20 protein-coding genes and 4 pseudogenes are annotated in these 21055 nt (G+C 62.6%); 8 read left to right on the top strand and 16 right to left on the bottom strand.

Annotated features, from left to right (window positions below; translation table 11 throughout):
* Positions 1 to 11: 11 nt before the first annotated feature.
* The 10 genes from ACF8E5_RS01485 to ACF8E5_RS01440 form a co-directional block, all read right to left on the bottom strand.
* Positions 12 to 872 (bottom strand): Ku protein, encoded by an 861-nt coding sequence (locus ACF8E5_RS01485; RefSeq protein WP_078478626.1) that lies wholly within the window; start codon positions 870 to 872, stop codon positions 12 to 14.
* A gap of 103 nt (positions 873 to 975) precedes the next feature.
* Positions 976 to 1563: a nucleosidase gene (locus ACF8E5_RS01480; protein WP_058639270.1), complete on the bottom strand. Its 588-nt coding sequence runs from the start codon at positions 1561 to 1563 to the stop codon at positions 976 to 978.
* Positions 1564 to 1708: 145 nt separating this feature from the next.
* The gene (locus ACF8E5_RS01475; protein ID WP_392474801.1) at positions 1709 to 2662 is read right to left on the bottom strand and encodes a methyltransferase; all 954 of its coding nucleotides are present in this window, start codon (positions 2660 to 2662) and stop codon (positions 1709 to 1711) included.
* Positions 2662 to 4008, bottom strand: a complete 1347-nt coding sequence (locus tag ACF8E5_RS01470; protein ID WP_197844467.1) for an iron-containing redox enzyme family protein — start codon at positions 4006 to 4008, stop codon at positions 2662 to 2664. The genes ACF8E5_RS01475 and ACF8E5_RS01470 overlap by 1 nt, the downstream gene beginning before the upstream one ends.
* Positions 4009 to 4029: 21 nt before the next feature.
* Positions 4030 to 4227, bottom strand: a complete 198-nt coding sequence (locus ACF8E5_RS01465) for a hypothetical protein (RefSeq protein WP_058639267.1) — start codon at positions 4225 to 4227, stop codon at positions 4030 to 4032.
* A 60-nt stretch (positions 4228 to 4287) separates the two neighbouring features.
* Entirely contained in the window at positions 4288 to 4455 is a 168-nt protein-coding gene (locus tag ACF8E5_RS01460) for a general stress protein (RefSeq protein WP_058604579.1), read from the bottom strand.
* 147 nt (positions 4456 to 4602) lie between these two features.
* Positions 4603 to 5886, bottom strand: coding sequence for an NTP/NDP exchange transporter (locus ACF8E5_RS01455; protein ID WP_197844466.1), 1284 nt, complete (start codon positions 5884 to 5886; stop codon positions 4603 to 4605).
* A 4-nt stretch (positions 5887 to 5890) separates the two neighbouring features.
* Positions 5891 to 6799, bottom strand: a complete 909-nt coding sequence (locus ACF8E5_RS01450) for an aldo/keto reductase (protein WP_392474800.1) — start codon at positions 6797 to 6799, stop codon at positions 5891 to 5893.
* Positions 6800 to 6880: 81 nt separating this feature from the next.
* Positions 6881 to 7768 (bottom strand): Dyp-type peroxidase, encoded by an 888-nt coding sequence (locus tag ACF8E5_RS01445; RefSeq protein WP_392474798.1) that lies wholly within the window; start codon positions 7766 to 7768, stop codon positions 6881 to 6883.
* Positions 7769 to 7893: 125 nt separating this feature from the next.
* The gene (locus tag ACF8E5_RS01440) at positions 7894 to 8364 is read right to left on the bottom strand and encodes a sterol desaturase family protein (RefSeq protein WP_392474797.1); all 471 of its coding nucleotides are present in this window, start codon (positions 8362 to 8364) and stop codon (positions 7894 to 7896) included.
* A 398-nt stretch (positions 8365 to 8762) separates the two neighbouring features.
* On the opposite strand from ACF8E5_RS01440, the gene ACF8E5_RS01435 reads away from it, so the two are divergent.
* Entirely contained in the window at positions 8763 to 9458 is a 696-nt protein-coding gene (locus ACF8E5_RS01435; RefSeq protein WP_058604574.1) for an MgtC/SapB family protein, read from the top strand.
* 50 nt (positions 9459 to 9508) lie between these two features.
* Here ACF8E5_RS01435 and ACF8E5_RS01430 read toward each other — a convergent pair whose 3' ends face one another.
* Positions 9509 to 11056 (bottom strand): sensor domain-containing diguanylate cyclase, encoded by a 1548-nt coding sequence (locus ACF8E5_RS01430; RefSeq protein ID WP_196185909.1) that lies wholly within the window; start codon positions 11054 to 11056, stop codon positions 9509 to 9511.
* 140 nt (positions 11057 to 11196) lie between these two features.
* On the opposite strand from ACF8E5_RS01430, the gene ACF8E5_RS01425 reads away from it, so the two are divergent.
* Entirely contained in the window at positions 11197 to 11697 is a 501-nt protein-coding gene (locus ACF8E5_RS01425; protein ID WP_078478633.1) for a DUF4142 domain-containing protein, read from the top strand.
* 7 nt (positions 11698 to 11704) lie between these two features.
* Positions 11705 to 11974 (top strand): hypothetical protein, encoded by a 270-nt coding sequence (locus tag ACF8E5_RS01420; protein ID WP_058604664.1) that lies wholly within the window; start codon positions 11705 to 11707, stop codon positions 11972 to 11974.
* 100 nt (positions 11975 to 12074) lie between these two features.
* Here the strand turns inward: ACF8E5_RS01420 and ACF8E5_RS01415 are convergent, their stop codons facing one another.
* Entirely contained in the window at positions 12075 to 12245 is a 171-nt protein-coding gene (locus tag ACF8E5_RS01415; RefSeq protein ID WP_196125528.1) for a DUF6021 family protein, read from the bottom strand.
* Positions 12246 to 12298: 53 nt separating this feature from the next.
* A complete protein-coding gene (locus tag ACF8E5_RS01410; protein WP_392474796.1) occupies positions 12299 to 13288 on the bottom strand; it encodes a DNA-binding protein in 990 nt (329 codons plus the stop codon).
* Positions 13289 to 13547: 259 nt separating this feature from the next.
* Here ACF8E5_RS01410 and ACF8E5_RS01405 point away from each other — a divergent pair.
* A pseudogene (locus ACF8E5_RS01405) lies at positions 13548 to 14147 on the top strand (transcriptional regulator); the annotation flags it as partial.
* Between the two features lie 2 nt (positions 14148 to 14149).
* Positions 14150 to 14554 (top strand): annotated as a pseudogene (locus ACF8E5_RS01400) (ornithine cyclodeaminase family protein); the annotation flags it as partial.
* 11 nt (positions 14555 to 14565) lie between these two features.
* Here the strand turns inward: ACF8E5_RS01400 and ACF8E5_RS01395 are convergent.
* Positions 14566 to 15033: pseudogene (locus tag ACF8E5_RS01395) on the bottom strand (amidohydrolase family protein); the annotation flags it as partial.
* On the opposite strand from ACF8E5_RS01395, the pseudogene ACF8E5_RS01390 reads away from it, so the two are divergent.
* Both ACF8E5_RS01390 and ACF8E5_RS01385 read left to right on the top strand, forming a co-directional pair.
* Positions 15027 to 16010: pseudogene (locus tag ACF8E5_RS01390) on the top strand (putative bifunctional diguanylate cyclase/phosphodiesterase); the annotation flags it as partial. The pseudogenes ACF8E5_RS01395 and ACF8E5_RS01390 sit on opposite strands and share 7 nt — an antisense overlap.
* Positions 16011 to 16071: 61 nt before the next feature.
* Positions 16072 to 17058, top strand: coding sequence for a site-specific integrase (locus tag ACF8E5_RS01385; RefSeq protein WP_153302505.1), 987 nt, complete (start codon positions 16072 to 16074; stop codon positions 17056 to 17058).
* Positions 17059 to 17076: 18 nt separating this feature from the next.
* Here ACF8E5_RS01385 and ACF8E5_RS01380 read toward each other — a convergent pair whose 3' ends face one another.
* Both ACF8E5_RS01380 and ACF8E5_RS01375 read right to left on the bottom strand, forming a co-directional pair.
* Complete coding sequence (locus ACF8E5_RS01380; RefSeq protein ID WP_197844456.1) at positions 17077 to 18216, bottom strand: glycerate kinase; 1140 nt, start codon at positions 18214 to 18216, stop codon at positions 17077 to 17079.
* A 132-nt stretch (positions 18217 to 18348) separates the two neighbouring features.
* Positions 18349 to 19446, bottom strand: a complete 1098-nt coding sequence (locus ACF8E5_RS01375; RefSeq protein ID WP_078478641.1) for a sugar diacid recognition domain-containing protein — start codon at positions 19444 to 19446, stop codon at positions 18349 to 18351.
* 161 nt (positions 19447 to 19607) lie between these two features.
* On the opposite strand from ACF8E5_RS01375, the gene ACF8E5_RS01370 reads away from it, so the two are divergent.
* Positions 19608 to 20936: an MFS transporter gene (locus ACF8E5_RS01370; RefSeq protein ID WP_326383449.1), complete on the top strand. Its 1329-nt coding sequence runs from the start codon at positions 19608 to 19610 to the stop codon at positions 20934 to 20936.
* The last annotated feature ends 119 nt before the right edge of the window (positions 20937 to 21055 follow it).

The following is a 21055-nucleotide window of genomic DNA, read 5'->3' as shown; positions in this document are numbered from 1 at the left end:
TGTGAGTGTACTCAGGAAGCCTTGCGCGTACGTTTGGCGGGCTTCTTCGCCGCAGCCGGTTTCTTCTTGGGAGACGCGGTGCTTTTGCCGCCGAGGCTGCGTTTGAGCAGCTCGGTGAGATCGATGATGTCTGCGCTCTTCTCGCCGCTGCTGTCCTCGCCCTTCTCCACCGTCTCGATCTTGCCTTTGCTGGCTTTTTCCGCGACCAACTCCATGATTGTGTCCCGAAACGCGTCGTGATACTCGTCCGGTGACCAGGTGCCGGTCATGTCTTGAACCAGACGCTTGGCCATGTCCAGTTCCCGTTTGTCCACTTTGGCCTTGGTCACAGTCGTGTCCAGTTCAAGGGTATCGAGCCCACGTACCTCATCGGGCCAGCGCAACGTGATCATTACCAGGGCTTCATCCAGGGGTCGGATAAGCGCAAGGTGCTGGCGTGTGTGCAGCACGACTGTCGCCAAAGCCACTTTGCCGGTGGTGGCCAGCGTTTCGCGCAACAGCGCATAGACCTTACCGCCGCGCCGGTCAGGGCTCAGGTAATAAGGGGTGTCGAAGTGTTGAAGGGGAATTTCCCCTGCGTCCACGAATGAAAAGATGTCGATCGTCTGAGTGGCCTCCGGGCGGGCCTTGCGGATCTCCTGTTCACTGATCACCACATAGCGGCCCTTCTCGTACTCTACGCCCTTGACGATGTTCTCCTTGTCGATGTCCTTGCCGGTGACCTTATTGATGCGCTTGTAGCCCACTGGGTCCATGCTGCGCTTGTCCAGCCAGTCAAAATCAACGCGTTCACTGCTGACGGCGGAGTTGAGCGCCACGGGGATGTGTACCAAACCGAAACTGATGGCGCCTTTCCAGATTGCCCTGGCCATTGACATGCTCCCTGAGTGATCTGCTGATACCTCAAGTGACTGCGCCACATCAGGAAAGGTTTAACCGCAGTGCCCGGTGGCTCCCACAGCCATAGGCAGATATTCAGGCAGGATTGAAGAGCACCCGCTTGAAGGCTTCTGCCGCCAAGTGCACCTGCACGGACCAGTCGGTGGCCGCATCGCTCCCGGCATCGTCGGAGATGTATTTCAGGCATACGAACGGGATGTCCTCGGACCGTGCGACAAGCGCCAGCGCATAGGCCTCCATGTCGACCACGTCATAGGGCGCATCACCGTGCCTGATCTCGAAATTATCGCCTGTGCCACAGGTTTCGATAGGCAGCCCCGCAATGGCCAGCCCATGTTCAAGTACGACAGGGATGTCGGAAAGCGGCGTTTCGTAACGCGCAAACCCCAGAGGCGTGACGTCCATGTCGCGCTGGACGAACCGTGTGCAGCACACCAGGCTGCCCTTGCCATGCAGCCGACTGCCTGCCGAGCCGAGATTGACAATGAGCCTGGGCCTGCGCGTAGTCACAGCGCGGGTGAGCGCGATGGCCGCGTTCACCTTGCCAATACCGGTGAAGACCGTATTCAGATGCCCGAACAGACCGCCCGCCTCTGCCTCCAGGGCAAAGACGAACAGCGTGTCTTCCAGGGCTACACGGGGGAACAGCGGGGTCAGCATCATGGCTACGGTCCTTGGAGAAACGGTTGTCGATCCCGCTATTCTCATTGAACCGGTGGTTAGGTCAAGGATGTGTCTGCACAGGCAGGTCTGCTACGGCAGCCGCTTAACGCCACGATGGTCCAGGCGTGTCGATAACACTCCGGTCTCAACGATTGCGCGTAACCGTCAGCGCTACCGCGGCGATACGTTCCACCCGCTCATACCCCGGCTCCAATAATTGCTCGCCGAACACGTCAGGGTCGATCTCTCGATAGACCCAGGAAAATTCAGGGCCTGCCAGCTGCTCGCGAACGCCTTCGAGCAAAGCGTCTGCCCCTTCGACGATAGCAACGCCGGTATACAGCAACAGTGATCCGCCCACGCTCAGTCGCTCAAGGCTCTGTTCGATGATGCGTCGCGAAAGCTCCGCCCCAAGTGAACCTCCGCCATGACGATACGTGCGTTCCCCATCGTCAAGCATGTAGGGCGGATTGGCCACGATCAGGTCGAACTCACCTGTCACATCTTGCAGAATATCGCTTTGCTGCACAGACACATTATCGATGTCAGCGAGCGCTGTATTGACCGAAGTGAAACGCAGTGCCTTGGGGTTGATATCCACGGCGGTCACCTGCGCATGCTGCGCAGCACGGGCAATCACCAGTGCGCCCACCCCTGTGCCACAGCCAATGTCCACTGCACGCTCTATGCGCTTGGGCGTCGATTGCAGGTGATCCTGGATGACATGAGCGAACCGGTAGCTGTCGGGGCCGAAGAACACCGCATCGCTGGCCTGCGTAGGGTAGGCCGAGTGCACCAGTAGCAGCCCGTCGAGGCTCGACCAACGGACGGTGCTGGCCAATAAGTCTCGATGAGACTTCACCACGCCAGCGGTTTTCATCAAGTCCAGCTCATCGGCCGAAAGCATCGAGCCGGCGAATGGCCGGCTCCAACCGAATACATCCCGGACGGTGCAAGCCTTCTCAGCGCCTGGTCGCGCATTGACCAATGCATGGGTCGCCGGGGTCACGCAGGTAAAGTGGTAACCACCAGCGCGAAGGCGCTTTCCTAGCTGTAGCAGAGCCTGGTCAGCGGCTGTCTGTGGTGAATCGAGGGGCATCAGTGAGATCCTTCCTGGAGCAGGCCAGTGGCCTGTATGTAAGCCTGGGTCGCGGCCAGTCCTTCGGGCGTCGCATGTTTATTGCCGGACATGGCACAGATCAACGTATCCATATCGTGGTGCGCAGGGCGCTGCCGCTGGGTAACCGGCGCCTGGTCCTGCAACTGCAGGGCGGCCTCCCAGCTGCCAGGTAACACACGGCGAATGCGAGATTGTGAACCTGCGGCGATCCAATCGTGCCACAGCTGCTTCTCGTAGGCGGTAAATACACCATACATGGGCGCGGTTGGCCCCTCGATCAGCGTCCACCAGCGGCTTTGCTCAGGAGCTTCGCCGCGGCGAATCCAACCCTGGGCCTGCATGGCGTCAAGAAAGGCCGGCATGGCGCCTGGCTCGGCCAGCCATTGGTTGATGGTGCGTTTTTGCAGACGGCAGTGGTCCGAGTGCATGAACTGCCCAAAATTGCGCTTGTGCTCCAGGGCCTGAAGCAGCTCAGCTTCCAAGTCGAAACTTGCGATGAGCGCAGGGGTGCTGATCCCTAGATCATTGAGACGGTAGCCCCGACGGACCCGCTCATAAAAGCCTGCCACGTCATCAGCCGGGCACAACTGACGCAGGGCCTGGAGCGACAGATGGGCATGACCGCTGGCTGCATTGTCGATAGTGACGTGCAGCTGGAAGTAAAATCCGTCGATGCCCAGCTCAGCCAATTCGTAAGTTGTGATCAACAGGTGCAAAGGCGGTTGTTCGTAGCCAAGGTTGTAGCCGATCACTTCAGGTAAATAGTCCTGGCCATACTCGCCAAGGGCCAATTGCAAGGACGCCTGCAGGTAGCGGGAATCGTCCAGGTCCGGACGCTCCAGGCAGCCGAGCCGGCTCATCAGGCGCTGGTAGATCAGCACGTGGTTGCAGCGAGGGTCACCGCTGCCCAGCTCCTCGAGGTAGGTACGGATCAGGCCGTGGTAGCGTGGATCTCGCCATTGACGCAGGGCACTGAACAACCACGCGCCGTCCACAACCTTGGTGGGTTCGACTTGCTGCAGGAACCACAACGCCTGGGCGCGGTTGGCGAAATAGCGCCGCGGGCCGCCCTGCTTGCGCTGCTCCAGGTACGCCTTGTATCCCTCGGCCACACCGGCAGCGTGCTGCAAGCTCCAGGCGTCGAGTTGCGCTGGGTCATCCGGCAGGTCGTCAGGCATGCTCCGGGCCTGAGCCAACTGGCTATCGAGCCAGGCCCGGCTACTGGTGTCCTGGCCCTCGAGCAGGGCGTGATAGCGATCTTTCAGGCTGGGAGCGATAGATGGGGCTTGGACCATCGCGGCGGTCTGGCGGGTCATGACCGTCATGGCGTATTCCTCGTGCGCGTATTATTGGTTGGCTTTCTGCCCTGGCATTGGCTCAGGGGCTGGCGCAGAACGGGGTGCGGTTTGTTCGTCAGGTTTTTGCATCTGCAAGGACGGCTTGCTGGCATCGGAGTCCTTGCCGGGGTGATTGTTGTCGCGGTCAAAACAACCGCCGACGAGAGTCAAGGCGCCCATGAGAGTGATCAGTGGGAATGTGCGCATGGCTGGCTCCTTATTCGAAGAATCGCAGTGCCAGGCTAGCCTGGCACTGCAAGGCTTCACTTACGACTTGCCGCCTTTGCGGCCCGACTCGCTGGAGTGGCTTGCTTGCCCCCCTTTTTTGCCGGCTTCGGAAGCCTTCTCACGGTCATTGGCGAAGTTGCCCGAATTTTTGCTACCGCCCTGGCTGCCCTGCTGGTTACCGCTACGGCTGTTGTCTTTAGTGGCCATGATCTGAAACCTCTTATGACTTCGGAATGCACGGCGCCAATGCCGTACATGACTTGGGAGTACACCCGTGCGCGAGGATTCGTATTATCGAGAAGGCTTCTGACAAACGGCGTTAAAGAAGGGTCAGCCCAATAGTTGGCGTACCTGTCAGCGGCGATGGCTTTCGTCGCGTCGACCTTGCTGGCCACCGAGCCAATGACCGGTTGCGGCCCAGCAGACGGCAAGTAGCGCTCCGATTAGCATGGCCACCTGTGGATGATCCCCCATCAGGTCCAGGGCCCGCTTTATCCAGCCGCTGACCGCATCCCCGCCTCGGTAGACCACGGTGTCGATGAAGTTCTTGGCCTTGTACTTGTCTTCGGCGCTGACCACGGTGAACAGCATCTCGCGGCCAGGCCGAACCAGGGCATACTCGCCGGCCCGCCGTACGACCATCACGATGACGAACAGGGCGAAGACAGGCGACAAGGCCAGGCACATGAACCCGGCAGCCATGGCCAGCGGCACTGCCACCAGCAACACCCGCACCCCCAGGCGTCGAGCGAGCCGACCGGTGAAAAACAGCTGCGTGAGAATGGCCAGTGCCTGAACGACTGCATCTATTGCGCCGAACACCTGCGTCTGCCGAGTACGGTCGGTGAAGGTTTCACTGACAATGCGAGCCTGTTCGAAATAGAGGAATGTGCTGACACTGGCCAGCAGCACGACGAACAGAGCAATACCGAGCAGGTACGGCGTGCGTATTACCGCCGTTGCACCGGAAAACGGATTGCCGCCCAGTGCGCGGCCCTCGCAAGCGGGATCGCGGGTCGGGAGTGGATTATTCGTGCGCCAACGCTGCAACACCCAGGCGGCCAGTACGCTGCCCAGCAGCAACACGGCCGCGAGCGTCAACAAACCGGGGTGTCCGAGGGGCGCAACCAGCAGCGTGCCGAGCAGCGGCCCGCACAATCCGCCCACACTCGCCCCTGCTGCCAGTACGCCGAACAGGCGCTTGCCTTGCTCGGTGCTGAACAGGTCGGCAAGTACGCTCCAGGCCAACGAGATACTCAGCAGATTGAATACCGACAACCAGATATAGAACGCCCGCGCCACCCAAGGCCCGTCGGGATGGCGTGCCAATAGCGCGGCAAAGGCGAGCAGGTTGCAGATGAAGAAGCCATAGGTCCAGGGCAATATGTGCCGGCGCCGTACACGGGAGGCCATCCAACCAAACACAGGCAGGCAAACCAACGTGGCGATGAAGGTACCGGTGAACAGCCATTGCAGGTTTTCGACGCCACCGGCAACGCCCATGGTTTCTCGCACGGGCCGGAGCATGAAATACCCCGTGAACAGCATGAAGAACAGTAGGCTGCCTGCCAGAACCGCTGGCGCTTCCCCGGGCCGCATGTCCAGCATCTGCTGTAGGCGCTGTCGCCGCGTCACCATGGTGTCAGGCGAACTGTTTGATCAGCGCTTGCTGCTGCGCCTGGGTAAGCATCGGACCCTGCCCTGCCTTGAGTTGGTCCAACTGACGATCCAGTCGGCCAGTGGCCGGTATCACGGCGGTGACTGCCGGGTGGCTGAGTGCGAACTTCAGGAACAACTGGGCCCAGCTACCGACGCCCTGTTCCTGTGCCCATTCTGGAAGGGCGCGATCCTTGACCGCCGCGAACAGACGACCGTCATCGAAGGCGCGGTTGATCAGCACCGCCACGCCCTTGTCACGGCACAAGGGAAGAAGCTCACGCGCAGCGCCAGGGGCATTGACTGCGTAATTGATCTGGATGAAGTCCAGAGCCTGGCTGCGCACGATCGCGGCCACCTGGTCGTGTCCCGAGTCCAGATAGTGGGTGATGCCCACATAGCGTGTCTTGCCCTGTTGCTTGAGTTCACGTGCATAGGGCAACTGCTGTTGCCAGTCACGCAAATTGTGCACTTGTAGCAGGTCCACCTTGTCCGTGCGCAGGCTGCGCAGCGTGCCGTCCCATTGGGCCTGCGCATCTGCGCGGCTGTTGGCGGCGATCTTGGTGGCAATGAAGCACTGGCGGTGCCACCCGCCTTCGGCGAGCAGTTGACCCAGGATGCTGTCGGCGCCGCCGTAGTTGGGAGAGGTGTCGATGACCCGACCGCCACCTTTGAAGAAGGCTTCAAGCACCTGATACAGCTGCCGGTAGTCCGCTGAGCCGGCCTCGACTTCGAAGCTGCCTGACGTGCCGGCGCCGATCACCGGCAGTAGCTCACCCGTTGACGGAATCGGCCGCGAGAGCAGGCTCGCCATTGCAGCTGCGCTCAGCCAGGGGCTGGTGGCCAGCAGACCGATCGCAGCGCCCGCACGTAGGACATCCCGACGTCCATACATAGGAAATCTCCGTAACAGAGCGGAAATATCCAATGCTAGTTCGTGGAAGCTGTCTTGCGATCATCTTGTGTATCTGGATGTTTAAGCCTCGGGCTGCAACAACAGGCGCAAGTCCAGCGAACCCTGCGCCATCGGCGGGCACCAGTAGTAGCCCCCGGTCAGCGGGCGTGTGAACTGATACAGGGCATCGATCACACCGTCCTCCAGCCCGCTCATGCGGCGCAGCTGAACCTCGAACGAGGTGAAAGACGTACCCAGCGCCACGAACGCCAGCCCTGCACCGCGGGTATCAGCCCAGGAAACCGAGCGACGCACCATGAAAGCCTCCGGTGCATAGCTTTCCTGGGCAGTACGCTTCACATGGGCGGACTCAGGCGCATCCTCCAGTTCCTCGTTATCGCTCAGGCGCCGGCCGATGATGTTGTCCTGCACCTGCTGTGGCAGCGATTTGAAGTAGTGCATGTCGTGCTTCCACAGCTGGAACGCGGCGAAGCTCGACCCCTGCAAGCCAGGCGCGCCCTCACTCAGGATGGCGGCTTCGATGGCGTCGTCGCCGCTGGGGTTTTCCGTGCCGTCTTCGTAGCCCGTCAGATCCCGGCCGCCTCGGTGGAGGAAGCCATCAACATGATCAACCAGCGCAAAGGCTGGGCTCAATAGACGCTCCAGCGCCTGGGCCTGCAGATACAGGTCCCCGCGTTCGTCTCCCCGCAACCACAGCCACAGCGCATGCTGGGTACTGGGGTTCTCGACCGCGGCGTCCAGCAGCGGGAACGGGGTCAGGCCTTGGATCTGGGCGTTCAGGGCTTTTGCCAAAGGGGCGCCCACACCCAGTGTCACACGCAGGCCGTCGACATGGCCCAGCAAGGCATCGAGGGCCGCAGGCACGGCCTCGGTTGACTCGATGGAGAAGAACAGGTGACGCGCGTGCACCGGCACGGGCGTGGCAAGCAGACCTTGCTGATACGGCATGAAGGGCGAGTCCTGGGGTGAAAAGCGCGCATGCTACTGCGCAGGTCCAGACAGTGCAATGTATGCCGGGCAGGCAGGATGGTGGAGGCAACCCGGTCAGCAAAGGCGCCTGTGCGCTTGAGACCTCAGAGAGCAGAGCCCCTGTTGCGCCGCAGCTCGCGCACCAGCCGCTTTAACGGGGGCGCGTAGAAAAAACCGAACGACACGCTACCCTTGCGCCCTTTGACGGCGTGGTGCAGCCGATGCGCGCGGTGCAGGCGCGTCAGGTACCGCCCCACCGGGCGCACCGTGCGGGGCCAGTGACGGTGAAAAAAGCCGTCATGCGCGATTACGTACAGCGCGCCGTAAGCCGCCACCCCGCCTCCGACCCACTGCAATGGCGCATGCCCGGCTTTGCCGACCGCCACCAGTGCCAGCGAAATCACCGCCAGTGCCAGCAGGTACACGTCGTTGGTTTCGAGCACGCCCAGCTGGGGTTCGTGGTGCGAGCGATGCAGCCACCAGCCCCAGCCATGCATGATGTACTTGTGCGCCAAGGTGCCGACACCCTCCATGGCCACCAAGGTGCCAAGCAGGACGAGGATATTGAACAGCATGGATCAGCCCGCAACGGTTCAGAAAAGGCAAAAGGTTAACCATTGGCCGTGAATTTTTCCATCGTACCGGCAGGCTTGTCAGGCATTTGCGGATGAAGCCATTGTCATGTTTTTACCCTTGACCTGATCGAGGGTCGGGCTTATCGTCCGCGCCGCACTTTTGCATTCACCAATAGGAGCCCTGCATTGGACACTAGCCCCAGTCGCTTGCGACAGGCCCACGCGGCGCGCTAGCCCGGCAGTCTCCCACGCTGCCTGGCCGAGTTGCCGAGGCAGCCGATGCACAGCATCGCCCCCTCCTTCCCCCCCCGTGGTCCTTTCGCATCTCTGGTTTTTACCACCGCGCTTTCTTGAGTGATGGCGTTAGAGCGGGCCTGTGCCCGTGGAAGAGGTTCATAATGGATTGGAAAGTATTTCTGCTGCGTGTCAGCACCGCCCTGCTGCTGGGGGCTTTGATCGGCGCCGAACGCCAATTGCGTCAGCGCTTGACTGGCCTGCGCACCAACGGCCTGGTCAGTACGGGTGCCTGTCTGTTTGTACTGATGACCCAGGCGGTTCCAGGCATGGCGCCTACCGACGCCTCCCGGGTGGCGGCGTATGTGGTGTCGGGTATCGGTTTCCTGGGCGGCGGCGTCATCATGCGTGACGGCTTCAATGTGCGGGGGCTGAACACCGCGGCAACGCTGTGGTGCACCGCTGCCATCGGCGTGCTGTGCAGCCTGGGGCTGCTGCTCGAAGCAGCCCTGGGCGCGGTGGTCGTGCTGTGCGCCAACATCTTGCTAAGGGATATCGCCCAACGCCTGGACCGCCAGGAGGTGGTGCCCGCCACGGAGGTAGAACAGCAGTTCGAGGTGCGTATTGTCTGTCGAGCCCAGGATGAGATTCAGGTACGCAGCTTGATGCTGCATAGCCTCGGCGAGCCTGAACTGCGCCTGCAGTCCTTGCACAGCGAGGACTTGCCAGACCCGGCCCGCCTGGAAGTGCGTGCCCAGTTGCTGGGTACCTCACAGGCGCCCGCCCAGTTGGAGCGGCTGGTCAGCCGGGTCAGCCTGGAGAAGGGCGTCAGTTCGGTACGTTGGCAACTTCAGGCATGAAGTCGATGCCCGCCAGGGCCAGGCGGGCTGCCTGCATCCCGATGCGGTTCTCAAGGGTCAGCGACCGCGTAGCGGTCCCGGCCCTGGCGCTTGGCTTCATACAGTGCCGCATCTGCGGCTTCGAGCAGTTGCTGTGGACTCTGTTCACTGCGCGTGGGTTCTGCCACCGCAATACCCGCACTGAAAGAGACGATCCCCAGTGGACTGCCCGCATGCACCAGCATCTCCTTGCGCAGAGCTTGCTGCAGCGTCTCGACAAACGCCTTGGCTCCGCGTAAATCCGTGTCGGGTAACAGCAAGGTAAACTCCTCGCCCCCGTAGCGTACGGCCAGATCTGCCGGACGCTGGGCGGCTTGGCGCAGCAGTTCGCCGAAGCGTTGCAAGCACTGATCGCCTGCCGCATGTCCGTAACGGTCGTTGTAGGCCTTGAAATGATCCAGGTCGAGCATCACCACGCACACCGGATACGCCTGGCGCCGAGCCCTGCGCAGCTCGGGCTCGAACACCGCGTCCAGCCTGCGACGATTACCCAACCCGGTCAGGCTGTCGGTCAAGGCAAGGGTCTTGAGGGTCTGGTGGGCCTGGTGCAAGGCGCGCTCGATCACGATGCGTTCGCGCACCTGGCGAAGGACCACCCAACCGAACAACGCAAGGACCATGACCAGCACCAGTAACACCACCAGCGATTTGATTGCATCCTGGCGCCAGGGGGCGATGATTGACTCGCGTGACAGGCCCGCTTCGACCACCAGCGGGTAGCTGGCCAAGGCTCGGTAAGCGTACAGGCGCGGTGTACCATCGACGACGGCCACCGCTTCGACCAACCCTTGGGCTGCATAGGGCAGGTGGTGCTTGAAAATATCGCTGTTGGCCAGGTTACGCTCAAGCAGCGGTTCCACGAATGGGCGCCGCACCAGGATCGTACCGTCGCGCTTGGCCAGCACCAGCGCACCACGTTCGTCGATCTTGAATTCGCCGTAGTAACGCACGAACCAGTCGACCTTGATGGTCCCAAGCAGTACGCCCGCAAAACGCCCATCCGGATAATTCAGGCGCCGAGAAATAGGTACGATCAGATCGCCCGTCGAGCGGCTGCGTACCACTGCACCGATGCGAATGGCGCTATCGGGATGGTCGCGGTGGTAGATGAAGTAATCACGGTCGCCATTGTTAGCGGCCGGCGGCGTTGCCGAGCGGTCCGTGACGAGCCAGCGACCATGGCTGTCGTAGATGAACAGGCCGTGGAGCTGAGGGATGATGCGCACCTGTTGGCTGAGCAACCCATGCATGCGTTTGCGATCCAAGTGCTCGAACCCATCGCCTTGCACGCGCTCCACCAGCGCCGCACTGATGGAATCGACCTGGCGAATGGCATCCTCGGCATGCTGGGCGGTGGCCTGGGCCAGATTGGTCACCATGTTCGCGGCATTGTGGAACGCGTCCCGGTAATCACGCCAGATTCGCCAGCCCTCAACGGCTGCGAACGTGGTCATGACCACCAGCATGAACGCCAGCACCAGGCGAAACAGGGCTACCGCTCGTCCCTGGCCCGCCAGCGCAAGGGCTCTTTCTTCATCGGTCTGCCTGGCGCTTCGCATGCACATCCCCTGCACGTGCTTGGTCAACGCTGTTGACCACTGCCACACCCTGTTGATGCAAAAAAGATGAAACCTTTGGCCTGCGCGCGCCCTCAACAGTACGCGACACTGATGTCGCGCCATCGTTTAAGGAGTGAAACATGAGCAATCTCTTCGTCAAGCGCGTCGGCCTTTCCATGGTGCTGGGCATGGCCTCGGTTCACGCCTTTGCTGCCAGCTCGGACGACTTCGTAGACGCGGCTACCGAAGCCGGCATCGCAGAGATCGTGACCGGCAACCTTGCTTTGGAAAAAAGCCAGAACGCCGAGATCAAGACCTTTGCCCAGCACATGGTGACCGACCACACCAAGGCCAACCAGGAGCTGGCAGAAATTGCCAAGAAGCTGGACATCTCGGTGCCCGATGATGCGGCCATCACCGACAAGGTGAAAAAAGTGATTCTGGAATGGCGTGACGAGTCCTTCGACAAGTCTTACGTGAACAATCAGGTCGATGCTCACGAGAAGACCGTCGAACTGTTCAAGAAAGAAGCCACTTCTTCTGACAAGGCTGAGCTCAAGGCATTCGCTGCCAAGACCCTGCCAACCCTTGAGAAACACCTGCAAGAAGCCAAGGCACTGCAAACCCAGCATGGCAAGTGAGGCGCGCATGAGTAACGACGCACTGAAAAGCGAAATCCTGACCCGACTCAACCATGCTCACCCCCATGGTCTGGGCAAGGAACTGCTGGACAACTACCGCGGTGAAAAAGCTGTGGCCGGCATGCTTAAATCGCTGCAGGACGATGGCCTGATCCACGACGGTAGCGTAAGTGTGGATGCTGAACATGAGATGACGCTCAACTACCCGATCAAGCTCTCTGCCAAGGGTGTCGAGGCGGCCAAGCAGGCTGAAGTGGAAAAACAGGCACAAGCCTGACGTCCGCTGGTCAGCACGGGCAAAGTCCACCCTGACCTTGATGCTGGATAAAAAAGGCCCTGATCGTATCGATCAGGGCCTTTTGCTTGGTGCGTGCCCTTCAGGTGTCTTTCTCTACATCCCTTGGTGGTTTGGCGGGGCCTTGGGGGTCTACCTGAGGATCATCGAGGTCGGGAGAATCAGGGTCAAAGCCAAGGTCATCCGGTTTATCGGCTTCGTCGGTCGAGTGAGGGCCGTGCTGCGTGCCGTGGGTTGTGCCTCGTTCGCTCATGCGGTCTTCTCCAAATGGCTGTCTAAGGAAGAAAGCCGTTGCGCCAGAAAGTTTTATTTATCTTCGCTGACGCTTAGCTGATCCTGACATCGGCGCAACGACGCCTGGTTCTCTGTCAGCTCCCGCTCCAGCGTCTCAAGCTTTAGCGCCTGATCCCGACACAAGACCTTGCTGTCCTCCAGCGCTTTGGCCTGCATAGCCAATTGGCGGCGCAGCTCGTCGCTGCTCCCCTGGGCCTGTGCCAGCATCGTGCGCAAGCCCTGGATCTGGGCGTCGCGCTGCTCTAGCAGCTGTTCCTGAGCCCGCCGTTCGCTGCTCGCCTGGCGATTCTCCCCAAGCAGACGCTCGTTATCACGGTGCAGGCGAGTGAGCTCGTCCTGCTTGACGATCATGGCCTGCTGTAACTGCCGTACTTCGACCTGCATCTGCTGCAACTGAGCTTCGTGACGACGCTGCTCGTGTTCGCGCTGCTCGCGACTGGCCGTGCGGTAGTGCTCAAGCGCATCGCGGGCGTGTCGGTGCTTGTCTTCCAGGGATTTGACCTGCTCATCCTTATCCGCCAGGCGTACTTGCAGTTCCCCCAGGGACTGGTTGAGGCTGGCGCTGCGCAGCTGCTCAGCCTGTAGCGTGCTGAGCGTGCTGGTGAGTTTCTCTGACTCCGCGCGCAGGGCCGCTGCATCGATTTCGTGTTGTTGCTCAGCCGCTGCAAGCGCCTGCTGGGCTGCCGCCAAGGCCGCCTCGAGCTTCTCGCGCTGCTCGGTGAACACGCTTTCAGCACGCTCGATCACCAAGTCCGCTTCATCTTGCAGTTGCGTCGCCAACTGTCCTACCAGGCGGCTCAACACTTCACTGATCGGCGCGCCACCTTCGGAGGGCATTGGCTGCTGTCCGTTGAGCTCCTTGAGGTAGCGGTGAATGGTGGTTTTCGAGCCCGTATTGCCCAGCTCGATGCGGATGGCATCGATGCTGGGGTTCTCCCCTCTTGCAATCAGAGCCTGCCTGGCCTGTTGCACAACCACCTTGTTGATACCGCCACGTGCCATGCATGCTCCTACGATTTCGTAATGTTGTACGTACTATGTAATTACGTACCAATTCTGCTGGTTCCGAACTGCTAAAACAAGTGCAATCTCACATGGAATAATCACGGCTTATCGAATGTTAGGCCGATTTTGAGCCGGTTCTGGTCGCCACCAGCCCGTCTCAGCGTGTACAGGGTGGTTGATCGGCATACGGCGCCTTGTGCGAGGAGGCATTCGAGAGCCAACATAAGCGCCTCCTTAGAATGCACAGTGGCCCCGCATGTCGCTCGAGAACTACCAGGCAATCGCCGAAAGCATTGCCCTGTTGCTGTATCCCCATGCCGAAGTCGTCGTCCATGACCTGCGCACCCAGACGGTGGTGCATATCGCCAACAACATCTCCAAGCGCAGCCTGGGAGATGACTCGGCCATTGCCGAGGACCTGGACGATCTGCTCGGCGGCGCCAAGTTGGGCCCATATGAGAAGTTGAACTGGAACGGTCAGAAGGTGCGCTCCATCAGTACGGTCTTGCGCGATGAGCAGGGTGATGCTCGGCACCTGATGTGCATCAACCTGGACCTGCCGGTGCTCGAAAACGCCCGTCATGCGCTGGAGGCGTTCTTTCAAATGGGTCGCCTGGTCGAGCAGCCTCAGGCGCTGTTTCGCGATGACTGGCAAGAGCGCATCAATACCTTCATGCATGCTTGGCTCAAGGCGCGCCATTTGTCCCTGCAGACAATGCAGATGGGAGACAAGCGCAGTCTGGTGCAAGCGTTGCATGCCGAGGGTGCGTTCGAAGGCCGAAGCGGCGTGGACTATGTGGCCAATGTGCTGAACATGGGGCGTGCGACGGTTTACAGATACCTCAAGGCGCTCAGGAGAGTACACACGACGCCGCGGAACTGGCGGGCCTTGCCAACCTCATCGTCAGCGCCACACCTTCGCGCGAGCCGCTGTTGCAGGCGCACTAAATACAACCGGGCACTCACATCACTGCTGTCGGTGCGGACGGCCCTGGCAAGCAAGAGCTGGACCCTGGGCTGGTCGCCAGGGCCGACCGCTTGGTCGTCGACTCGATCACCCAGTGCGCCCAATATGGCGAGGTGTCCCATGCGCTCGGCAAAGGCCTGGTGACCGCAAGCCAACTGGTCGAACTTGGCGCGCTGCTGGCAAGCCGAGCCCGTGGCCGGGAGTCCGACGACCAGATCACGTTGGCTGACCTGACCGGCGTTGCCGTTCAGGATGCGCAGATCGCCGATTGTGTGCTGGCGGCCATCGGCGCCTGAAAGCGCCGGATTCAGAACTCGCGTTGTACCTGCGCAGGCCGGCGCCGCATCAGTACTTTTCCGTTGCGCACCGACACCAGCGCGTGGCCCTGGCTGCGCACCATCTCGTAGTCGTCCGGGGCCGAGAGCAGCAGCAGGTTCGCAGGGCGACCGGTCTCGATGCCATAGCGCTCACCCAGGTTCAAGGCGCGGGCACTGTTGTCGGTGATCAGGTCCAGGCAGCGCTGCAGGTCCTGATAGCCCAGCATGTGGCAAATGTGCAGGCCCGCCTCGAGCACGCGCAGGATATTGCCGTTGCCCAGGGGGTACCACGGATCGACGATCGAGTCCTGGCCGAAGCACACGTTCATGCCAGCACGGTCGAGTTCGGCGACACGGGTGACCCCACGGCGCTTCGGATAGGTATCAAAGCGCCCTTGCAGATGAATGCTCTCGGTGGGGCATGACACGAAATTGATGCCGGACAGCTTCAACAGCCGAATATGCCCTGGAAGGACAAGAGGTCAACACCAGTCCCAGTATCGGGGTCAGCATCTGCCCGCGCGATGGCCAGGACATCGACAGCCTGGTGCGCAGCGCCGATGCGGCCATGTATTCGGCCAAGCAGGCCGGCCGCGCGCAGTACCGCTATTTCGACCCCTCCCTGAACGTGGCCGACATCCAGGCATTTTCCCTGGAGCAGGCGTTTGGCGCTGCACTGGCAGGCAGGCAATTCGTCTTGCACTACCAGCCGCAGATCGGCCTCGATGACCACAAGGTCGCAGGCTTTGAAGCGCTTGTACGTTGGCAGCATCCCGAGTTCGGCCTGCTCTACCCCGACCGTTTCATCGCCCTGGCCGAACGCAGCGGCTTCATTGTCGAGTTGGGCTGGGAAGTCCTTCGCCTGGCCTGCGAGGCTTTGTCGGCCTGGCACAGGGAAAGCCGCCAGGTCCGCCTGGCCGTCAACGTGTCTGCCTTGCAGTTGCGTCAGCCTGACTTCACTGTGCGCCTGCTCGACCAACTGAGCGAGCACGGCATTGCCCCCGAGCATCTGGAGCTTGAGATCACCGAAACCACCATCCTCGACCCTGAGGGCCCGGCGATTGCGCATCTACACCGGCTGCGCCAGGCAGGCATCGGGATCAGCCTGGACGACTTTGGCCGAGGCTACGCAGGCTTCGCCCATCTGCATGCACTGCCTTTGAGCAAACTGAAGATTGATCGATCCTTGATCGCCTCGCTGTCCAACAGTCCGGACGACAGCCCCATCGTGGCCTCCACCATCATCCTGGCCAAACGCCTGGGCCTGGTGGTGGTGGCCGAAGGCGTGGAAACCCGCGAGCAGGTCGTGTGCCTGCGCCTGGCGGGGTGCGACGTTGCTCAGGGCTATCATTTCAGCCGGCCCCTGTCCGCCGCGCAGCTGCGTGACTACGTGCCGTTCAAGCATCAGGCGCAGCCCCTGGCCGCGTTGCACTGAAGCGAAGAAGAGCGTGCAAACCCTGGCAAACCCTTGGTACCGGCAGGCCTCAAGGTTTAAGGTGGCACCACTGCATCCATCCGCCGACGCCCGCACCATGACCGATATCGAGCGCTACCTGCGCGCCGCCACGCGTGACAACACCCGCCGCAGCTACCAGGCGGCGGTGGATCATTTCGAGACGCAATGGGGCGGTTTTCTGCCGGCCACTGCCGAAAGCATCGCCCGGTACCTGGCCGACCACGCCCAGCAGCATGCGGTCAGTACCCTGCGCCAGCGCCTGGCGGCCCTCAGCCAGTGGCACATCAGCCAAGGCTTCCCCGACCCCACCAAAGCACCAGTGGTGCGCCAGGTCCTGCGCGGCATCCGCACGCTGCATCCCACCCCGCCCAGGCAGGCAGCGCCATTGCTGCTGCAACATGTGCAAACGGCCGTGACCTGCTTCGAGGAGGAAGCCCGCCAAGCCCAGGCGAACCACGACATGGCCGGGCTGCGCCGCGCCCGGCGCGACACGGCGCTGCTGCTGTTGGGGTTCTGGCGTGGCTTTCGCGGCGATGAACTGGCGCGCTTGCGGGTCGAGCACATACAGGCCGAAGCGGGCGTGGGCATCACGCTGTTTGTGCCGCGCAGCAAAGGCGACCGCGAGGCACTTGGCGTGCAGCACCGCACCCCGGCCCTGAAGGCCCTATGCCCGGTAACGGCCTACCTGCAATGGCTGCAGGTGGCCGGCATCGCCCACGGTCCGGTGTTCCGCAAGCTCGACCGCTGGGGCAATCTCGGTGACCAGCCGCTCAACAGCAACAGCCTGGTGGGCCTGCTGCGGCGCATGTTGGCCCGCGCCCAGGTGCCAGCTGCGCTGTATACCGGTCACTCCCTGCGTCGCGGCTTCGCCACCTGGGCCAGCGCCAATGGCTGGGAGCTCAAGTCGCTCATGAGCTACGTAGGCTGGAAGGACGCCAAGTCGGCGCTGCGCTACATCGATTCGACGCAGCGTTTCGGCGACCTGGCCGTGTTGCCCAGCACACCCCTGCCGGTGCTGGCACCCTGAGCTGCGCGCTTCATCTGCTCAGATGCGCTTGACCCAGGCCCAGAGCCGACCGATGTCACAGGCGCGGGCTTGCAGCAGGCGGGAGGTGTCGCGGCAGGCCTGTTCCAACGTCATGGGACCGTCCACCAGCGCAAAGGCGGCATCTACCCCATGGGCGTACAGCTGCTGATAGCCCTCGCCGAGCATGCCCGCCAGCACGACCACCGGCACGCCATGACGCTTGGCGACCCGGGCCACGCCCATCGGCGTCTTGCCGCGCAGGGTCTGGGCATCAAAACGGCCCTCCCCGGTCACCACCAGGTCCGCGTCCCTGACATGGGCTTGCAGGCCGGCCAGTTCGGCCACCACTTCCACGCCGGCCCGGAACTGGGCACCCATGAAGGCCCTGGCCGCAAAGCCCATGCCCCCGGCGGCGCCGCAGCCTGGGTAATCACGCACATCCTGGCCCAGCAAGCGGGCGCAGTGGTCGGCGAAGTGACCGAGCGCCTGGTCGAGGGCCTGAACCTGTTGCGGGCTGGCCCCCTTCTGCGGCCCGAAGATGGCCGATGCGCCCTGGGGGCCGCACAGCGGGTTGTCCACATCAGCCGCCACTTCGAAATTTACGTGCGCCAGGCGCGGGTCCAGCCCGCTGGCATCGATCCGTGCCAGGCCGGCCAGGGCCAGGCCACCCTCGGCCAGTGGCTGATTGTCTGCATCCAGCAGTCGCAGGCCCAAGGCGCGCAGCATGCCACTGCCCGCATCATTGGTGGCACTGCCGCCGATCGCCAGCACGACGCGCTGCGCGCCGGCGTCGAGCGCCGCGGCGACCAGCTCACCGGTGCCCCAGGTGCAACTGCGGCAGGCGTCGCGCTGACCGGTGGGCACCTGTTGCAGGCCGCTGGCCTGCGCCATTTCGATGATTGCGGTGCGGCTCTGGGGCAGCCAGCCCCAGCCCGCCGCCACAGCTGTGCCCAAGGGGCCGCGCACGGTAAGCCGGCGCAGCTCGCCGTCGCTGGCGGCAAGAATGGCCTGCATCGTGCCTTCGCCACCGTCGGCCATGGGGCACTCGATCAACTGGGCGTCGGGCAGTGCTTCGGCCAGGCCAGCAGCGATGGCGCGCGCCACGTCTGCCGCCTCGAGGCTGTCCTTGAACGAGTCAGGCGCGATGACGATCTTCATGATGATTCTCCTGTCCGGGTAGCGGCATGCTGACAGCTGGCCCGCGAAGCGGCGTCGGTCAAATGCACAAACCGCCCGACGGATTGTTTGGGCAGATGCCAGCGCCAGGCGACAGTGCCCAGCCGGCTATGGCTATCGGATGGGCAGCAACTGCAGCCCCAGGTACAAACTGAGCATGCCCTCCAGGCGCATGGGGTCCACCTCGCCCAGCTCGGCGATGCGTTCAAGCCTGTAACGTAGGCTGTTGCGGTGAATACCCAGCGCCTCGGCACACGCCTGGCTCTGACCATCATGGGCACACCAGGCGCGCAGCGTAGCCAGCAATTGCCCACTGCTGTCGCGGGCCTGAATGCGCAGCAACGGCTCGAGCAGTTCGTCCAGCGCCTCATCGTTGCGATGGCGCCAGAGCAAGGCTGGCAGGCGATAGCGCTGCAAGCTCAGCAGCCGTTCCTGGGGCACCACCTCACGCCCATAGGCCAGCAGGTCGCGCACACGCCGGTAGCCGCGGCGCAGCTGCTCAAGACCCTGCGCGGCGGTACCCATGGCCGAGCGCTCCACCGCCCAACCGTGCCGCTCGATGCGCTCGACCAGCCGTGATACCTCCAGCGCCACGCCTGCCGGGCGACACCACAGCAGCGAGTGGCGCGCTGGGCTCACGCACCAACTGTCGGGGTAGCGGCTCATCAGCCAGCCTGCCAGCGCTTCGGCATCGGGCCCGCTGGCCAACTCGAACAGGCAGGGAATGCGTGGTAGCTGCGGTTTCAGGCCCAGTTGGCGTGCCTCGTCCAGCAGCCGTGAGGCGTCGCCGGTCCCGCCCAGCAGCAAGGCCAGCAAATCGTCGCAGCGCTGCTTGCGCCACTGCTGATCGGCCTGCAGGTGACGCTGGGCCAGCAGCATTTCGGCGGTCATGCGCACCAGCTCGGCATACACCCGAACCTGCTGCGGATCACCCGTCAGCCCCAAGACGCCCATCAGGCGGTCGTCGAGCATCAGCGGCAGGTTCACCCCCGGCTGCACCCCCTTCAGGCAGCGTGCCGCCTCCTGGTCGAGCTCCACGTTGCGGCCATTGGCGAGCACCAGCTGGGCGCCTTCGTGCCGTGTGTTGATACGCTCCGGCTCGCCGCTGCCCAGGATCAGGCCCTGGCTGTCCATGACGTTGACGTTGCAGGGCAGAATGGCCATGGCGCGGTCTACGATATCCTGTGCCAGGTCGTGGTCGAGTTCGAACATTCAACGGTCCTTGGGGGCGTGCGGTTGGGCTCGGGCACAGCAGCAAGGCCCATGGCCTGTGCAAAAGCACAAAGACAGCCACGCCGCCGTCCCCGAGACTCGTTCAGGCGAGCGCCGGAACAGGCGACGCGGTGACAACCATAACAACAGAGAACCCGATCATGGCACACAGCCCCGCCCCTGACCAAGGCACGGACACCACCCGCAATGCGCTGTACCGGCGCATCACCTTGCGGCTGATTCCGTTCATTTTCATCTGCTACCTGTTCAACTACCTCGACCGCGTCAACGTCGGCTTCGCCAAGCTGCAGATGCTCGACGCGCTCAAGTTCAGCGAAACCGTCTACGGCCTCGGTGCCGGTATCTTCTTCATCGGCTACGTCCTGTGCGGCCTTCCGAGCAACCTGGCGCTCAACCGCTTCGGCCCACGGCGCTGGATCGCTTTGATGATGATTGCCTGGGGCAGCTTGTCCACCTGTCTGCTGTTCGTGACGACCCCCACCGAGTTCTATGCCCTGCGCCTGCTCACAGGTGCCGCCGAGGCAGGCTTCTTCCCAGGCGTGGTGCTGTACCTCTCGCGCTGGTTCCCCGGTGCGCGCCGTGGCCGCATCATGGCCTTGTTCATGTCCGCGATCCCGGTCTCGGGCCTGTTGGGCAGCCCGTTCTCCGGCTGGATCCTCGAGCATTTTGCAGCCGGGCAACATGGCCTTGCCGGCTGGCAATGGATGTTCCTGATTCAAGGGCTGCCGACCGTTGCGCTCGGCGTGCTGGCGGTATTCCTGCTCAGCGATGGCTACCAGAAAGCGGCCTGGCTTAGCGATGATGAACGCCGGCTGATCGCCGCCGATCTGCAGGCCGATGCCGACAGCAAGCCGCCCACCACGGGCGACAGCGTTCTGGCCGTGCTGGCCAACCCGCTGATCTGGACCTTCGGCTTCATCTACTTCTGCATCCAGAGCGGCGTGTACGCGATCAACTTCTGGCTGCCTTCGATCATCAAGAACATGGGCTTCGACAACCCCCTGCTCATTGGCTGGTTGAGCGCCATTCCCTACTTGCTGGCCGGGGTTTTCATGATCCTGTGCGGGCGCTCGGCGGACCTTCGCAACGAGCGCCGCTGGCACTTGGTAGTGCCGATGCTGATGGGCGCTGTGGGCCTGCTGATGGCGGTGAATTTCGCGGCTACTCCGGCGATCGCCATCCTGGGCCTGTCCATCGCCACCATGGGCGCCCTCACCGGCCTGCCGATGTTCTGGCCGATGCCCACGGCCTTGCTCAGCGCGGGTGCGGCCGTGGCGGGCCTGGCCCTGATCAACTCGGTCGGCCAAATGGCGGGCTTTCTCAGCCCTTATCTGGTCGGGTTCATCAAGGACCAGACCGGCTCGACCGACGCTGCCCTTTACGCCCTGGCGGCGCTGATCGTGGTGGGTAGCCTGGTGGCCCTGCGCGCCACCCGTATCCTTACGCCCGCACCTGCCACAGCCGACTGACGGTCGCGCCAACGGCGCTTGCTCGTACGGGTCATACGGTCCCGTGCGAGCAAGATTGACCTGCCCTTGTGCCCCGTACTGCGCTCCAGTCGTCAGCTCGACGCAGCCCGACCGGGCAA

This window comes from Pseudomonas sp. WSY_20 (assembly GCF_043104335.1).
GTDB classification, from domain to species: Bacteria; Pseudomonadota; Gammaproteobacteria; order Pseudomonadales; family Pseudomonadaceae; genus Aquipseudomonas; species Aquipseudomonas parafulva_B.
This window is presented reverse-complemented; position numbering and strand designations above follow the sequence as displayed.

Excerpts from the sequence above, each read along its gene's own strand:
- ACF8E5_RS01375 (WP_078478641.1), bottom strand. The coding sequence starts at position 19,446 with ATGTTCGAACTCGACCACGACCTGGCACAGGATATCGTAGACCGCGCC.
- ACF8E5_RS01440 (WP_392474797.1), bottom strand. The coding sequence starts at position 8,364 with ATGCTGTTCAATATCCTCGTCCTGCTTGGCACCTTGGTGGCCATGGAG.
- ACF8E5_RS01420 (WP_058604664.1), top strand. The coding sequence starts at position 11,705 with ATGAGTAACGACGCACTGAAAAGCGAAATCCTGACCCGACTCAACCAT.
- ACF8E5_RS01450 (WP_392474800.1), bottom strand. The coding sequence starts at position 6,799 with ATGTATGGACGTCGGGATGTCCTACGTGCGGGCGCTGCGATCGGTCTG.
- ACF8E5_RS01470 (WP_197844467.1), bottom strand. The coding sequence starts at position 4,008 with ATGACGGTCATGACCCGCCAGACCGCCGCGATGGTCCAAGCCCCATCT.
- ACF8E5_RS01480 (WP_058639270.1), bottom strand. The coding sequence starts at position 1,563 with ATGATGCTGACCCCGCTGTTCCCCCGTGTAGCCCTGGAAGACACGCTG.
- ACF8E5_RS01455 (WP_197844466.1), bottom strand. The coding sequence starts at position 5,886 with ATGGTGACGCGGCGACAGCGCCTACAGCAGATGCTGGACATGCGGCCC.
- ACF8E5_RS01445 (WP_392474798.1), bottom strand. The coding sequence starts at position 7,768 with ATGCCGTATCAGCAAGGTCTGCTTGCCACGCCCGTGCCGGTGCACGCG.
- ACF8E5_RS01460 (WP_058604579.1), bottom strand. The coding sequence starts at position 4,455 with ATGGCCACTAAAGACAACAGCCGTAGCGGTAACCAGCAGGGCAGCCAG.
- ACF8E5_RS01370 (WP_326383449.1), top strand. The coding sequence starts at position 19,608 with ATGGCACACAGCCCCGCCCCTGACCAAGGCACGGACACCACCCGCAAT.
- ACF8E5_RS01465 (WP_058639267.1), bottom strand. The coding sequence starts at position 4,227 with ATGCGCACATTCCCACTGATCACTCTCATGGGCGCCTTGACTCTCGTC.
- ACF8E5_RS01425 (WP_078478633.1), top strand. The coding sequence starts at position 11,197 with ATGAGCAATCTCTTCGTCAAGCGCGTCGGCCTTTCCATGGTGCTGGGC.
- ACF8E5_RS01380 (WP_197844456.1), bottom strand. The coding sequence starts at position 18,216 with ATGAAGATCGTCATCGCGCCTGACTCGTTCAAGGACAGCCTCGAGGCG.
- ACF8E5_RS01410 (WP_392474796.1), bottom strand. The coding sequence starts at position 13,288 with ATGGCACGTGGCGGTATCAACAAGGTGGTTGTGCAACAGGCCAGGCAG.
- ACF8E5_RS01475 (WP_392474801.1), bottom strand. The coding sequence starts at position 2,662 with ATGCCCCTCGATTCACCACAGACAGCCGCTGACCAGGCTCTGCTACAG.
- ACF8E5_RS01435 (WP_058604574.1), top strand. The coding sequence starts at position 8,763 with ATGGATTGGAAAGTATTTCTGCTGCGTGTCAGCACCGCCCTGCTGCTG.
- ACF8E5_RS01415 (WP_196125528.1), bottom strand. The coding sequence starts at position 12,245 with ATGAGCGAACGAGGCACAACCCACGGCACGCAGCACGGCCCTCACTCG.
- ACF8E5_RS01430 (WP_196185909.1), bottom strand. The coding sequence starts at position 11,056 with ATGCGAAGCGCCAGGCAGACCGATGAAGAAAGAGCCCTTGCGCTGGCG.
- ACF8E5_RS01485 (WP_078478626.1), bottom strand. The coding sequence starts at position 872 with ATGGCCAGGGCAATCTGGAAAGGCGCCATCAGTTTCGGTTTGGTACAC.